At 47.9% G+C, this 14,895-nt stretch carries 12 protein-coding genes; 9 read left to right on the forward strand and 3 right to left on the reverse strand.

From position 1 onward, the window contains the following. Positions 1–156 precede the first annotated feature (156 nt). A complete protein-coding gene (locus FH974_RS09140; RefSeq protein WP_047885638.1) occupies positions 157–1,065 on the forward strand; it encodes a manganese-dependent inorganic pyrophosphatase in 909 nt (302 codons plus the stop codon). 188 nt (positions 1,066–1,253) lie between these two features. Here the strand turns inward: FH974_RS09140 and FH974_RS09145 are convergent, their stop codons facing one another. Then, positions 1,254–2,477: a patatin-like phospholipase family protein gene (locus FH974_RS09145; protein ID WP_047885639.1), complete on the reverse strand. Its 1,224-nt coding sequence runs from the start codon at positions 2,475–2,477 to the stop codon at positions 1,254–1,256. Positions 2,478–2,576: 99 nt separating this feature from the next. Further along, positions 2,577–2,669 carry a cytochrome bd-I oxidase subunit CydH gene (cydH, locus tag FH974_RS09150; RefSeq protein ID WP_207103222.1) on the reverse strand — a complete coding sequence of 31 codons (93 nt, stop codon included), beginning with the start codon at positions 2,667–2,669 and terminating at the stop codon, positions 2,577–2,579. Between the two features lie 137 nt (positions 2,670–2,806). On the opposite strand from cydH, the gene FH974_RS09155 reads away from it, so the two are divergent. The 6 genes from FH974_RS09155 to panP all read left to right on the forward strand — a co-directional run bounded on the left by FH974_RS09155 (position 2,807) and on the right by panP (position 9,328). After that, positions 2,807–3,400, forward strand: a complete 594-nt coding sequence (locus FH974_RS09155) for an outer membrane beta-barrel protein (RefSeq protein WP_047885728.1) — start codon at positions 2,807–2,809, stop codon at positions 3,398–3,400. A gap of 395 nt (positions 3,401–3,795) precedes the next feature. Further along, a complete protein-coding gene (locus tag FH974_RS09160; protein ID WP_047885640.1) occupies positions 3,796–5,277 on the forward strand; it encodes a sodium-dependent transporter in 1,482 nt (493 codons plus the stop codon). 2 nt (positions 5,278–5,279) lie between these two features. Beyond that, a complete protein-coding gene (locus FH974_RS09165) occupies positions 5,280–5,381 on the forward strand; it encodes a MetS family NSS transporter small subunit (protein ID WP_107193797.1) in 102 nt (33 codons plus the stop codon). A 307-nt stretch (positions 5,382–5,688) separates the two neighbouring features. Further along, positions 5,689–6,201, forward strand: a complete 513-nt coding sequence (locus tag FH974_RS09170; protein WP_047885641.1) for a hypothetical protein — start codon at positions 5,689–5,691, stop codon at positions 6,199–6,201. A gap of 402 nt (positions 6,202–6,603) precedes the next feature. Beyond that, positions 6,604–7,599 (forward strand): DUF2860 family protein, encoded by a 996-nt coding sequence (locus FH974_RS09175; RefSeq protein ID WP_047885642.1) that lies wholly within the window; start codon positions 6,604–6,606, stop codon positions 7,597–7,599. Positions 7,600–7,675: 76 nt separating this feature from the next. Next, positions 7,676–9,328, forward strand: a complete 1,653-nt coding sequence (gene panP, locus FH974_RS09180; RefSeq protein ID WP_047885643.1) for a pyridoxal-dependent aspartate 1-decarboxylase PanP — start codon at positions 7,676–7,678, stop codon at positions 9,326–9,328. Between the two features lie 795 nt (positions 9,329–10,123). On the opposite strand, the gene torR is transcribed toward panP, so the two are convergent. Further along, positions 10,124–10,837 carry a two-component system response regulator TorR gene (torR, locus tag FH974_RS09185; RefSeq protein WP_047885644.1) on the reverse strand — a complete coding sequence of 238 codons (714 nt, stop codon included), beginning with the start codon at positions 10,835–10,837 and terminating at the stop codon, positions 10,124–10,126. A 200-nt stretch (positions 10,838–11,037) separates the two neighbouring features. Here torR and torC point away from each other — a divergent pair, with 200 nt between their 5' ends. Next, complete coding sequence (torC, locus tag FH974_RS09190) at positions 11,038–12,204, forward strand: pentaheme c-type cytochrome TorC (protein ID WP_047885645.1); 1,167 nt, start codon at positions 11,038–11,040, stop codon at positions 12,202–12,204. A 70-nt stretch (positions 12,205–12,274) separates the two neighbouring features. After that, on the forward strand, positions 12,275–14,803 hold the full coding sequence (gene torA / locus FH974_RS09195) for a trimethylamine-N-oxide reductase TorA (protein ID WP_207103223.1): 2,529 nt from the start codon (positions 12,275–12,277) through the stop codon (positions 14,801–14,803). The last annotated feature ends 92 nt before the right edge of the window (positions 14,804–14,895 follow it).

Genomic DNA, 14,895 nt, shown 5'->3' on the forward strand with positions numbered 1-14,895 from the left:
CGAGTTTGTTTCATATCAATCGTTTTGCAATAACACCCCATTACACTATGCCCCTTTCAGGCAGGGGCAATATTAATCGTCAAGAGGCGCACAGGCTGCGACTTTTATTGACCGTAACGTCCCTTCCCTTCCTCTTCTAAAAATACAGGAAACAACATGATTGAAGTCGTAGGTCACAAAAACCCTGACAGTGATAGCATCTGTTCTGCATTAGTGGCGGCTGAACTACTTAAAGCTCGCGGGCTGGATGCAAAAGCGGTACGTCAGGGAGACATCAACCGTGAAACCCAGCATATCCTCGAAACCGCAGGTGTTGAAGCGCCGGAAAGGTGTACCACCGTGGCTGGTAAATCTGTATGGTTGGTCGACTTTTCCGATCTGGCACAAGGCCCTGACGACCTTCAAGCCGCCGAGATCGCAGGCATTGTTGACCACCATCGTCTGGGCGATGTGACCACCGTTAACCCGCTGGAAGCCTGGATCTGGCCAGTGGGCTGCACCTGTACCATCCTGTTTAATCTGTTCCAGATGGAAAATGCCACTATCACGCGTCCATTGGCGATTTTGATGATGTCGGCCATTCTGAGCGACACCGTAGGCTTTGCTTCACCAACCTGCACGGATAAAGATAAGGCCGCCGTCACTGCTCTGGCCGAAATTGCCGATGTACAGGATCTAGATGCTTTTACTGAAGCATTGCTGATTGCCAAAACCGATATTGTCGGACTTTCCGCCGATGAGCTGGTCAACAAAGACCTGAAAGCGTATGCCTTTAATCAGCGCGATGTGGTTGTTGGTCAAATTGAGCTGGCAACACTGGCTCAGGTTGAAGAGATGATTGACCAACTGGAAGCAGATCTGCAGCGTCGTTGTGACGAGGAAGGTCTGGCACTGGCCGCGCTGATGCTGACAGATATTACCACCAGCACTACACGACTCCTGTTCCGCGGCGAATGGTCAGAAAAGCTGGCACCATTTGCAGACGCTGCCGGTCACCTGATGATGGAAAATACTCTGAGTCGCAAAAAGCAAGGCTGGCCTTGGCTGCAAAACGTGCTCGCCTGAGAGAAGTGACAAGGCAAATATTTTTCCAAGACCTTAAGCATGCTTAAGAAATGAAGTAAAAGGAACCAGACGGTTCCTTTTTGCTTTCTGATGAGCGGTTGATAATTCTCTTCAGCCCAGAAGTGCTTCAAGACAACAGAAGAAACACTTGCGACACCGTATGCACCAGAGAGGCACCAGAATCAACGCTATCGCCGCTTGGGCAAGCTGGTCGTGTCGTTTAGGATATCTGCGAAATGCGCGATAAACTCTCTGCCGACAACTTTCCCCTCCCGGTAGTCCACTTCCAGATCATCTTTATCACTCAGCAAAGCGCGACTACGCAGGCTTTTTTCCGGTGCAATCTGGATCACCTGCAACCCTTCAGGTGGTGCATACATAAAATCATGTGCCGCCTGGTAGGTCGTGTAATAGCGATTGAGCATCTCAATCACCTCGGTACTTTTACTCTTACCGGCAATTTTGAGAAAACGTTCTACATTATCGACCGACAATAAGCTCCATTTTTTTCCTTTGCTGGCTTGAGCTTCAATTAACTCACCGGCACTTTCTTCAATGGCACTGTCGACCGGATGGCGCTCATTCCTCGCTTGTTTCCAGCTATCAAACTTTGATGTCCATTCACTGTGCAGTACCTTCACTTTATCAATCGACTCATTCAGGCTGAGACGATCAATATACTCAGGCACCAGTGTTTCTATTTTTTCCCGCCAGTCTTTTAACAGCCGGTTGTCGTCTTGCTGCGGCCTGAGTAACAAGGGTTCAGTGCGAACGACAATGACTAAATCCGCCCCCCGGTTCCAGGCTTCTTTTACCGGTACCGCAGCACTGACACCACCATCAACCCACTCCAGTTCATCGATATTCACCGGCAAGTTATAAATCACCGGTATTGCACAGGATGCCCGTAATACATCAGTCCAGTTGCCCTGATACATGGGCATATATATATCCTGCAAGGTATCTTTTCGGGTCATGCAAGCCAGAGCGGTACGGTAACGCAGAACCTGCTGCGCCGTCACGACATCCAGTGGCGTAGAGCCTTGCTCTCCTACTTCGCGCAATGCCCAGTCCAGATCCATTGACTGTTGCTGACTCAGATATTTGTAAAGATTGAAGAATTTACTGTCGGTGGTGTAATTGACAATAAAATTGTAGCCAAATTTAGGCTGACGACTAATGAAAGAAGAGAGATTCAGAGCGCCGGCAGACGTTCCGATATATAACTCGAAGGGATCAAAACCAGCTTCAAGAAAAGCGTCAAAAACCCCGGCAGTAAAAATACCCCGCTGGCCTCCCCCTTGCACGACAAGAGCGATACGACGCTTTTTTGCAGTTTTCAGTTTAGAGGAGAAATTGTTAACCAGTTGTATATCAATATCTTTTAAACTGAATGGCAAATGATTAGTCATACACCTGCCTCTTTCATAACGAACACGTTGGCAGACAGTATATCGCACTCCCCATTCAGTTTTTCAATAGTGATCACAATTTGCTTTATTATTAATAAATTACGTAGTAATCGCGATAATGCCGAATGAAAACAGTACCGTCATCACAACAGCAACGGTGACAAGTGCTAACTTGAGATCAAAGTCCATCATAAAAACCTCACTACTTATCATGACTTAACATATTTTTAACCCTATTTTAGGGAGACTTCAAGATTATGACTATTGGAAAAGCACTAATTTCGGAAAGCTGTCACACTAAATTTCTGTTTAGAAAACTGGACAAGGAAATGAAAATACCCAAGTTGCTTTTTGCAGCCGTCGGCCTGTGCACCTCAATGCATGCGCTGGCAGAAAACACAATTTATGTCACTCCTTATATCGGCTACACCTTTTCCAATAATATCCGGGATGAAAATCAGCTGAACATTGATATCGATAACGATGTTCACTACGCCCTGGGTCTGGAAACAGATTTTGAAAATGGTCGGGTCGGCCTGTTTATCAGCCACCAAAAAAATGAAGCCAGCCCGTTCAGTGATGACGGCACCCTGACCTACGTACATATGCAAAGCGCCCTTCACTATCAATTGCAGCACCGACTGAACAGTTTTATTGGTGCCAGTATAGGCACCACGATCCTGGATGTTGACTGGAGTGACAGCGATTTAGTGTTTTCTGCTGGTATCCACGGTGGAATGACCTACCAGCTGGCTGACAATTTTGCGGTGGTATTTGAAGCTCGATGGCTGGCCAACCTGATTGATAGCGACACCAGCACCATTTGCACACTGCCCACGGGGAATGAAACCTGCAACGTTTCAATCGATTCAGAGTGGCTGACGCAGTTTCAGACCAATCTCGGCCTCACATATTCGTTTTAAAAGAGCCAAATGACAGCAGAGAAGACCAAATGCTCTGGTCTTTCTCTGTTTTTTACAGTGAATAACTCCTTTTTGGCTATTTTATGGTCATTGATTGCAAATATGTAAAATAAAATTTATCACTAGCGTGAAACTTAACAATAGTGAATTAAACCAGCCTTTTCCCAAGCCCCACTCCGTTGTTTCATCCTACCTACTGCTACCAATGAATATCACCACTGGACATAAGCAGGTCCTCTACTATGCTCTATTGCGTAAGACATTTTCTCTAGCTACTCTCGAAACATCTGCCTGGTCTAACCTTTCAAAGATCATGCAAGTCACGGTTTATTAATGGAATATTTCTCTACTAATTCCTCGTTATATAGGGATTTGCAGTACATAAGGAGATGCATATGAAACGAGAACAATGGGGCTCACGAGCCGGGTTTATCCTGGCAGCAGTGGGATCAGCAATTGGCCTGGGGAATATTTGGCGATTCCCATATATGGCTTATGAGAATGGTGGCGGCGCATTTTTTATCCCTTACCTTTTTGCCATGCTCACCGCAGGTATCCCTTTTATGATCATGGAATTCAGCCTCGGTCATAAATTACGTGGTGCCGCTCCCCGCGCTTTTTCTAAGCTGGGTGTGAAGTATGAATGGCTGGGCTGGTTCCAGGTGTTTATTGCTGCTGTTATCGCCGTTTATTATGTCGCGGTTATCGGCTGGGCAATTTCCTACCTTGGTTTTTCTTTCTCTCAAAGCTGGGGATCGGATACCAACGCCTACTTCTTCAGCGAATACCTGAAGTTAGGTGAAAACTCACCGTCTAAACTCGGTGACCTGCAATTCCACATTGCCATTCCAATGGCCATTGCCTGGGCAGTCACCTTTGCAGCTATCTTTACCGGCGTAAAAGGCGGGATTGAACGCGCCAACAAAATCATGATGCCTTTGCTGTTTGTCATGGTTATCGCGCTGATTGCTCGTGTAATCTTTCTGCCGGGTGCGGTGGATGGTATTAACTATCTGTTCCAACCTGATTTCAGCAAGATCATGGACGCAAAAGTATGGTCTGCAGCTTATGGTCAGATTTTCTTCACCCTGAGTGTGGGCTTTGCCATCATGGTGGCTTACTCCAGCTACCTGCCAGAAAAATCTGACATCAACAACAACGCCTTTATGACCGTGTTAATCAACTGTGGTTTCTCAATCACGGCGGGTGTGTTGATCTTCGGCGTACTGGGCTACATGGCTCAGGAGCAAGCGAAGCCACTGACAGAAGTCGTTTCTGCTGGTGTGGGGCTGGCCTTCGTGACCATCCCTGCAGCTATCAACTTGCTGCCAGCACCTTATATTCTGGGTCCGCTGTTCTTCCTGGCTCTTGTGGTCGCCGGTTTGAGCTCACACATCTCGATTCTGGAAGCTGTCACCAGTGCCATTATCGACAAACTGCACTGGTCACGTAAGAAAGCCGCTTCAGTCGTATGTGGTGTCGGTTTTGTGGTGTCAATGGCATTTGCAACCAACGGCGGTCTGCTACTGCTGGATTTGGTCGACTACTTCATCAACAACATTGCCCTGCTGAGCAGCTGTCTGGTTGAACTGGTTATCATCGCTTGGCTACTGAGAGTCTCTGACATTCGTGACTATGTTAACGAGCGTTCAGAAATCACTATCGGCAAATGGTTTGAAGTCTGTATCCGTTACCTGAGCCCACTGATGCTGGCTGTAATCCTGGGCACCAACCTGCTGAATACAGCAAGTGAAGGCTACGGCGGTTATGAAACATCCGACCTGCTGATGCTGGGTTGGGGATTGGTTGCGGCCATGTTTGTTTTGGCTGTCATCATTAACCTGTCATCTAAACCACAGACTCATCAGGAGGCATAATTATGACTACAGGTGCAATTATCATGATGCTGTTCGGGCTGGGCATTACCTGGGGTGGAGCTGCCTTCTGTATCTCCGTCGCCATGAAAGAGCGCGGACACTGAACACTTCAGATCTCGTTCTGATTCCAAAAGTAAAAAGAGGCTCACATGGGCCTCTTTTTTTATTTGGGCCAGCTACTGTGTTAAGCATTTTTAAACACAACGGTTTAAATACCACTAAGGCCACGACTCTCCCGTTCAATTGTGTTAACAGTGATCCATTCCCACAAAGAATCCTTTTCCTTTGCTCAATCATCCCGTTACAATCAGCGAACCATCAGGACATAAGATGGCTTAGCAAAAATAAAAGCGAACTCAAGCGCTATCGCGACAACTTGGGCCCAATAGATATTACATTCAAGGAAAGGCAATGAAGTTAGCTGCAATTTTACTTTCAGCCGCCATGCTACCAGCCACTGCTCTGGCTGCCAATGACAGCTGTGAAAGCCAAAAATATCACCAATATATCGATGCCTCACTGACCTGGTACCAGCAACTGGTTGATATCACTGTCGAGAAAGATGCCAGCCTGAAAGACGTCGGCGACTGGTTTTTAGAAGGACGTAAGCACCACTTTGAGCTTAACCGTGAAGTGTTCGACTGGTATCTTGCCAACGACAAAGAAAAACTGGATTTGTCGCAGCCGGTTGAATCCTGGCTAAAACTGACCCAGCAGGATGTAAAGGCATTGGCTGAGCAACATTCAGAACTGGGTAAAACCGCCAAGCAGGCTTTTGATGACCGCCAGAGCAAGCCTCACCCTCAGAACTATGCACTGCGTAGCGCCTTCGCCGAACTCCTGACCCATCCGGGTAAAATTGAAAAGCCTCTCAACGATTACAACAAAGCGATGACAGCCATTGCTGACATCTCATGTGATTAAGGCTGCACCTGTTGGCTGGCAGGGAAAGTGCGATGTGATCACACTTTCCCTGCCAGCCAATTTTGCCCTCACAAAATGGTCACCTTCGTATTCACTTTGTCTTTGTCTCAATATCCGCCTGTAATACACCTACCGTAATCCATTACAGCAAAGCTCACTGAAAAAAATGGATTATGTTCACGGCCAACTTCTATCGTCATTTGTATAAATAAAAAGCGCGGAAACTATGTGGAATCGTTTGCGAAAAATAAACGAAGTTCACAATATACCCTCTGCTTATGCATCAACGCCGTAAAGCAAATTACTGCCTGCTTTTATTTAATAACTAACTCTGTAAAAATCTCCCACATAACACCTACAAAAATAACAAACAATCCACATCAGCTTAAATCAGGAGTCTTCATGAGTTCGCATTCTCTGGGTAGAATTGCTCACATTTCCGCACTGCTTATTGCCTCATTCCCCGGCTATGCCGCAACAGCTAAAGACTGGCAACCAGGTCTGAGCGGCGATATCGCTGTAATGGCCGGTTATTCACACACACGCTCTCAATTTGATACCGATAACAATGTTACCGACAGCTTGGACAGCCAGGGACAAGGACGTGACAGCGGCATTATTTTCCCTCTCGGTACCCTGAAATACACCAACCAGGCCGGTGACAAACAAGTCTACATGGGGAGTAACCAAAGTGACTTGATCTACGGTCGATTCAACCTGGAGCTGGGTTATAAGCAGCGATTACAAGATAACAGTGTTATCACTATTGCGTATGCGCCGGGCCTTATTGCCTCAGAAACCTGGAAAGATCCCTTCGTAACCAACGTGAACCGTGAAGAGACCGACGTAAATACCAAGGCTCTGCGTCTGATCTATGACCGCATCCTGGGCACAAATTTCTCGTTTGAATTTGCACTGCGTGAGCGCGAAATTGACAATGAAGAAAGCGGTCTGGCTAATTTCACGCCTGATGAACAAGCACTGCTTCGCCGTGACAGCGATATCTATTACAGCCAACTGAGCTACCTGCATCGGATTAATCAGGATCTGGCCCTGCGTGGCGCAACCAGTTACACCAGAACTGACGCCGATGGTGATGCGATGTCCAATGACAGATATGGTGCGGATATTACCGTTATCAAAAACTTTGAACGCTCTAATCTGGCCGTCACACTGCATTACGACTACTCCGAATATGATAAAGCTAACCCCGTTTTCGGCAAAAAACAGGAAGACAGCTTGCTGGCAGCTTATCTCGCATACCGATATGCCGAACCTTTTGGCTGGAAACAGTGGAGCTTCCTGGGCATTGCAGGGTACGGCTACAGCGATTCGAAGATCAATTTCTATGAAAACGAAGGAACAGTGATCACTGCCGGTTTAAGTTATCACTTTTAATTTTTTTCGACAGCGGCGGCAATTTGCATTAAATTAGCAACAATTTGCCGAACAAAATTACAAGATATCAAGTGATATGGCAGTGATGGATTCTAAAAAAGCCGATGCGACCCAAGCGTCATTACATCGCATTTTTACGGTGCCGGAAGCACCAGACTCAACCCTGGGCCGGATCGAGAAAGAGATTTCGGAAAACCTGAACGCTTTTCTTCAGACGCACATTGCGGCCAGAGAAAAGCCACTGGCCGAGATCGAAAAAGACTTTTCTTGCGCAGACATTCCTGAGTCTCCCAGCTTTGTCTCAGACCATACGCATTTCTTGCTGGATAAACTGGTGGCTCAGTCTGTCCATACCTCGGCGCCGACCTTTATTGGTCACATGACCTCAGCACTGCCCTATTTTTTGATGCCGCTGTCAAAAATCATGATCGGGCTGAACCAAAACCTGGTCAAGATCGAGACCTCGAAAGCATTCACCCCTCTGGAACGTCAGGTACTTGGCATGCTGCACAACCTCATCTACGACGAAGATGAGCGTTTTTATGCTCAGTGGATGCACAGTGCTAACCATTCGCTCGGGGCATTCTGCTCCGGGGGCACCATTGCCAACATTACCGCCCTGTGGGTGGCACGCAATAACGCCCTGAGGCCAGATGGTTCATTCCGTGGTGTGGCGCAGGAAGGCTTGTTCCGGGCAATGAAGCACTACGGCTATGAAGACTTAGCTGTGCTGGTCTCAGAGCGGGGCCATTACTCGCTGAAAAAAGCCGCAGATGTTCTCGGTTTAGGCCGGGATTGCCTGATTCCGATCCAGACAGACAGTGATAACCGGGTTTGTGTTGATCAAATGCGTGCCAAGCTGGAATCACTGAAACAGCAGAATGTGCGAGTTTTTGCCATTGTTGGTGTTGCCGGTACAACGGAAACCGGTAACATTGATCCCCTTGATGCACTGGCTGATTTGGCTGCCGAATACGACTGCCATTTCCATGTGGATGCAGCCTGGGGCGGCGCAACACTGATGTCCAATAAGTACCGTCCATTGCTTAAGGGCATTGAACGTGCAGACTCCGTCACCATTGATGCTCATAAACAGCTGTATGTGCCAATGGGCGCGGGTATGGTCATTTTCAAAAACCCGGCCTCAATGAGTGCGATTGAACACCACGCGGAATACATACTGCGTAAAGGTTCAAAAGACTTAGGGAGCCACACACTGGAAGGTTCACGCAGCGGAATGGCAATGCTGCTTTATGCCAGCCTGAACATTATCAGTCGTCCCGGCTACGAAATGCTGATCAACAACAGTATCGAGAAAGCCCGCTATTTCTCTGAACTGATCAAGGCGCACCCTGACTTTGAGTTGGTCACGGAACCGGAACTTTGCCTACTGACCTACCGCTACCTGCCGGCTCGAACTCAGCAAGCACTGGCAATCTCCAACACGGCGCAGAAAGAGCTTCTGCTGGATGCTCTGGACGATCTGACCAAGTTCATCCAAAAACGTCAGCGTGAATCAGGGAAGTCTTTTGTCTCACGGACTCGGATTACCCCTGAAAAGTGGGATCGTAAACTGACTACCGTTTTCCGCGTGGTGCTGGCTAACCCTTTAACCACAGAAGCCATCCTACAGGATGTGCTTGAAGAGCAGACTCAGATTGCTCAGGAAAGTGAGAAAAGTTATCCGCTGATCATGAACATGACAGAGTCCATTCTGGCAAATGCCTAAGGCTACCACCGTTGACCGCTCAGGATGCGCTGTGCTCATCTTGGGCTATTCATCGTAAGCGGCTATCAGCAAGAGGCTATCTGTTTTCAGGGCGATTCGTTTACAAGATGATTCGTTTACAAAGCTAAGTGTTTACAAGGCTACCCAATCTGACTATTCAGCTGGGTAGCTTTTTTCTTCTCCTTTATCATTTCCTCATTTCCTCAATATTTCCATTCCTCATTGATACTGAGCGGCTTAAGATGCTGCCTTTACGAACCATGTAAAAATTGACAGGGTAAGCTGAACTTCACTTAGTACTCACGCTCAGTTAATGAATGATTTTTCACCATCAACGGTGTTAATTGGACGCATTCTTTTCGAGTAATCTGGAAATTTCATTCGGGAAAAGTATCGAACCGCTTTGTTGAATGGCTATTATTTAATCAGCCACTCTGCGATTATCCGTTATGAAAAATTTGTCTTCAGCAAAAAATTTAAATATTCCGGTTACTTTGAATTTATAAAATGTATAACCGCCAATTTTTCATTTACATTTAAGAAAAGATTTAGGCCCATTTTTGTTACCGGGATAAACCATAGATAAAAACAATAACCATTAAAAAATACATATTTAAAGTTAATGATAAATTAATGGTCAAAATTGATATTCCAGGCATATTAATATCCAGTAATAAAAATTGATCAATATCAATGAAAGGTCGGATTTATCGCTATGGAAAAGGTCGACACACCTTGTGAGTCGACCTAAATATGACAAGTTATGACAAAACAGAATTGAAATTGTATGGGATATTAGTCACCCGCAAACATGTAACCTTCACCATGAACGGTCACAAAGATCTGGGGATTTTTAGGGTCAGTTTCCATTTTAGAACGCATACGACGAATCAGAACATCGATGGTGCGATCGTTCGGTGCTTCTACCCGATGGCTGAGCATATTCAGAATGCGCTCGCGGCTCAGTACCACATTGGGATGGGACGAAAACGCGACCAACAGTTCGTATTCAGCCTTTGTCAGTTTCACCGGCACACCATTGTGGGTCAGCGCACGTTTGTTGATATCAAATACCCAGTCGCCAAATCGGATGATGCTGTCTTCCTGCATTTCAGTCACTGTCTCGCAACGGGCCTTTTCCACCAGCGAGATACGCCACAGCAGGTTTTTCACACGTACCAGTAACTCCCTCAACTCAAACGGTTTAGTAACGTAATCATCGGCCCCCATTTCCAGCCCGACAATACGATCAATACTGTCTGTACGACCTGTGACGAGAATGATGCCGACTTCCGAACGGCTACGCAGTTCACGGGTTAGCATCAGACCGTCTTCACCTGGCAGATTAATATCCAGCATCACCAGGTCAATCTTTTCCTGAGCCATAATCTCGCGCATTTGCATGCCGCTTTCCGCCTGGCTGACTTTATACCCTTCATTTTCAAAATAACCGACCAACTTGGTACGGGTAACAATCTCATCCTCAACTACAAGTACGTGATGACTCATTTCATTCTCTTTATGTCTATTTAACTGTTCTTTTTAACGGTAGTACAAAAGGCGGCTATTCACAATTTGTCACAACACAGACATTTCTGTTAATCGCCACCGTTAACCTTATTCACATCGTGGAATTAAGATTACCCCATAAAAATTTAAACGTCACCGTTGTTTACGGCAGGCAATTCATCCATACACGGAATCATACTATGAAAAAACTTTGGCAAAAGTTAATAAAGCCAAGCAGCAAGTATCCTATTATTGCGCTGGTTTTAGTGGGCATTGGTATTACATTGGCGGGCACCTTTGTAGTTCATAAAGGATTTGAACTGACATCCTCAATTGAATTCTGTACGTCTTGCCACACCATGGAACAGAACTACGAAGAATATAAACAAACCGTTCACTTCAAAAATGCTTCCGGTGTGCAGGCTATTTGTACTGACTGCCACCAGCCTAAAGATTTTCCGGGCAAAGTATTCCGTAAACTGGAGGCGGCAAAAGATCTGTATCACCACTTTATTACCGGCAAAATCGATACACCGGAAAAATTTGAAGATCACCGTTTGGAGATGGCTCAGAAAGTCTGGGAACGCATGAGCAGCCAGAACTCGAAAACCTGTAAGAGCTGTCACTCCTACGACAACATGGATCACAGCAAGCAATCAGCGAAAGCAGCTTTCGAAATGAAGAAAGCGGCGGCCGAAGATCTGAACTGTATCGAGTGCCACAAGGGTATTGCGCACGAACTACCAAACATGGCAGGTGGCTTCCAGAAAGACTTCCAGGCGCTGCAGGCAACAGCAAACAGCCAGGGTGCCAATGCCGAAGTCCTGTACTCGCTGGGTGAAAAAGACCTGTATGCCGTGGCTGACCCTAACAGCAAAGCTGACGGTAAACTGCTGCCGGCTTCTCAGGTCAAAGTGCTGGAACGCAAAGACAACATGCTGAAAGTACAAATCGACGGTTGGCTGGAAAAAGCAGGTAAAGGCCGTGTGATGACCGAATACCTGGGTAAACGTGTCTTTAAAGCGACCATTCGCGGTGATGTGAAAGCGACTGAGAAACTGATTGAAGAGAAAACCGACAGCGCAACAGACATCGTATGGCAGCACGTTTCTGTCGAAGCCTGGATTACTGCGGAAGACATGATTGACGATATCCAGCCAATCTGGAACTACGCAAAGACCATGTACGGCTCAACCTGTAACGCCTGCCACGCGGCACCAGACCCAGCGCACTTCACTGCGAACGGCTGGATCTCTGGCCTGAATGCAATGAGCGCATATTACCGCCTGAGCAAGACAGAAGAACGTACTCTGCTGAAATACCTGCAGAACCACGGCAAAGACACAGGCGGCGCAGGCGCGCACTAATTCCTGAACGGTGGCGGGAGCACAGCTCCCCCCACTTTTCCACAAAGAATTTAAAATTAAGGATTGTTCAATGGCGACTCAAATTCTCAATAAAGGCGTTTCACGCCGTCGCTTTCTGTCTGGTCTGGTAGCGGCCAGTGCAGCATCCGTTGTGGGCACCAGTCTGCTGGCTCCTCGCAGCGCACTGGCAGCCACAGACACCAAAGCAACCTTCACCGGCGAAGTACTGTCTGGTTCACACTGGGGCGCATTCCGTGCCAAAGTCGTGAATGGCGTATGGGTAGATACCGTTCCGTTTGAGAAAGACAAACACCCGACCACGATGATCAACGGTGTACGTGAAGTGGTATACAACCCGGCTCGAGTGAAGTACCCGATGGTTCGTCTTGACTGGCTGAAGCACGGCTTTAAGTCTGACACCAGCCAGCGTGGTGATAACCGCTTTGTGCGTGTGCCTTGGTCGCAGGCGCTGGACTTCTTCTATCATGAACTGGAGCGCATTCAGACCACGTACGGCCCAAGTGCCCTGTATGCCGGTCACACTGGCTGGCAGTCTGTGGGTAAACTGCACTCTGCAAGTACCATGATGATGCGTGCTATCAGTCTGCACGGTACTTTCCTGTCAAAAGCCGGAGACTACTCAACCGGTGCTGCACAGGTTGTACTGCCGTATGTTGCTGGTGCGATGGAAGTGTACGAGCAACAAACCTCATGGCCGCTGGTGCTTGAGCATTCTGACACCATCGTGATCTGGGGTTCTGACCCAATCAAGAACCTGCAGGTTGGCTGGCTGGTGCCTGACCACAGCCCGTACGCGTACTACGAGCAACTGGCTGAGAAAGTGAAAAATAACGAGATCAAAGTGATCTACGTTGACCCTGTGGTTTCCGATACCCAGAAATTTGTCGGTGGCGAGCAGGTACGTGTGAACCCGCAAACTGACGTGCCACTGATGCTGGCGATCGCTCATACCCTGTACAGCGAAAATCTGTACAACAAAGAGTTTATTGCTGACTACACCACAGGTTTTGATAAGTTCCTGCCTTACCTGCTGGGCGAGAAAGACGGCGTAGCGAAAACACCGGAATGGGCGGAAAAGATCTGTGGCGTTAAAGCTGACAAGATCCGTGAAATTGCGCGTCAGATGGCGTCAGGCCGTACCCAGATCATCGGTGGTTGGTGTCTGCAACGCATGCAGCACGGCGAGCAGTACGCGTGGATGCTGGTTGTGGTGGCCGCCATGCTGGGACAAATCGGTCTGCCGGGCGGTGGTTTCGGTTTCGGCTGGCACTACAACGACGCCGGTTCCATTACCTCAAATGGCCCACTGATGTCAGGCTTCAGCGGTGTAACGGGTGTTGACCCGATTCACAACGGCTCTTACAAAGGCTACTCGACCTACATTCCTGTGGCCCGCTTTGTCGACTGTATTGAAAACCCGGGTAAAACCATCAAGTGGAACGGCCATGATGTGACCTTCCCTGAAATGAAGATGGCGGTATTCTGTGGTAACAACCCGTTCCATCACCACCAGGATCGTAACAAGATGATCAAAGCGTGGCGTAAGCTGGAAACCGTGATTTCAATTGATCACCAGTGGACAGCGACCTGCCGTTTCGCGGATATCGTCCTGCCGGCAACAACCACGCACGAGCGCAATGACATTGAGCAATACGGTAACCACTCCAACGCCGGTATCATCGCCCTGCCGAAAGTGGTTGAACCTATGTACGAAGCCAAAGATGACTTCGACATTTTCAAAGATCTGTGCCGCCGATTCGACCGTGAAGAAGCCTTTACTGAAGGCAAAACACAAATGGAATGGATTGAGCAGATCTATAACGGCGCTCGCCTGCAAGGTCGTGGTCTGGGTGTTCGTATGCCTAACTTCAAGAAATTCTGGGAAGGTGAAGGCTTTATCGAATTTCCTGCGGGTCAGGAATGGGTACGTCACGAGTCATTCCGTAAAGAACCGGATCTGGAACCACTGGGTACGGCTTCCGGCCTGATTGAAATCTACTGTAAGACCATTGCCGACATGGGCTACGACGACTGTCAGGGTCACCCGATGTGGTTCGAGAAAAATGAGCGCAGCCATGGCGGTCCACGCTCTGACAAGTTCCCGATCAATTTGCAGAGTACGCACCCGAAACACCGTCTGCACTCGCAGCTGTGTTCGTCAACTGAGCACCGTGCGACCTACTCTGTGGCCGATCGTGAACCGATCTACATCAACACAGAAGATGCCAAAGCACGCGGCATTAAGTCTGGTGACATTGTGCGCGTATTCAACGACCGTGGACAGGTGCTGGCGGGTGCTGTCGTGACTGACGACTACATGCCTGGCGTGTGTCGTATTCACGAAGGTGCATGGTACAGCCCGCTGGAAGGCGGTAAACCAGGTACGCTGTGTACGTACGGCGATCCAAACGTACTGACTCAGGATGTTGGCTCTTCCAAACTGGCACAGGCAACATCGGCCGCATCGGCACTGGTTCAGATAGAGAAATACACTGGCCCGGTGCCGGCTGTTACCGGCTTCAACGGCCCGACAGAAGTAACTGAGATCAACCCGTTGTTCCCGGCGATGGATATTTAATATAAACCCGGAACTACGCTAATAATCTGTACCTCAGACAGCCAGGGGTTTCCCCCTGGCTGATTTCTCTTCGCTGAGCCGGGTATCTCAGG

It is taken from the genome of Photobacterium ganghwense (assembly GCF_017329545.1).
GTDB lineage: Bacteria > Pseudomonadota > Gammaproteobacteria > Enterobacterales > Vibrionaceae > Photobacterium > Photobacterium ganghwense.

Excerpts from the sequence above, each read along its gene's own strand:
- FH974_RS09160 (WP_047885640.1), top strand. The coding sequence starts at position 3,796 with ATGAAACGAGAACAATGGGGCTCACGAGCCGGGTTTATCCTGGCAGCA.
- FH974_RS09145 (WP_047885639.1), bottom strand. The coding sequence starts at position 2,477 with ATGACTAATCATTTGCCATTCAGTTTAAAAGATATTGATATACAACTG.
- FH974_RS09155 (WP_047885728.1), top strand. The coding sequence starts at position 2,807 with ATGAAAATACCCAAGTTGCTTTTTGCAGCCGTCGGCCTGTGCACCTCA.
- torR (WP_047885644.1), bottom strand. The coding sequence starts at position 10,837 with ATGAGTCATCACGTACTTGTAGTTGAGGATGAGATTGTTACCCGTACC.
- cydH (WP_207103222.1), bottom strand. The coding sequence starts at position 2,669 with ATGATGGACTTTGATCTCAAGTTAGCACTTGTCACCGTTGCTGTTGTG.
- torA (WP_207103223.1), top strand. The coding sequence starts at position 12,275 with ATGGCGACTCAAATTCTCAATAAAGGCGTTTCACGCCGTCGCTTTCTG.
- FH974_RS09140 (WP_047885638.1), top strand. The coding sequence starts at position 157 with ATGATTGAAGTCGTAGGTCACAAAAACCCTGACAGTGATAGCATCTGT.
- FH974_RS09175 (WP_047885642.1), top strand. The coding sequence starts at position 6,604 with ATGAGTTCGCATTCTCTGGGTAGAATTGCTCACATTTCCGCACTGCTT.
- FH974_RS09170 (WP_047885641.1), top strand. The coding sequence starts at position 5,689 with ATGAAGTTAGCTGCAATTTTACTTTCAGCCGCCATGCTACCAGCCACT.
- torC (WP_047885645.1), top strand. The coding sequence starts at position 11,038 with ATGAAAAAACTTTGGCAAAAGTTAATAAAGCCAAGCAGCAAGTATCCT.
- FH974_RS09165 (WP_107193797.1), top strand. The coding sequence starts at position 5,280 with ATGACTACAGGTGCAATTATCATGATGCTGTTCGGGCTGGGCATTACC.
- panP (WP_047885643.1), top strand. The coding sequence starts at position 7,676 with ATGGCAGTGATGGATTCTAAAAAAGCCGATGCGACCCAAGCGTCATTA.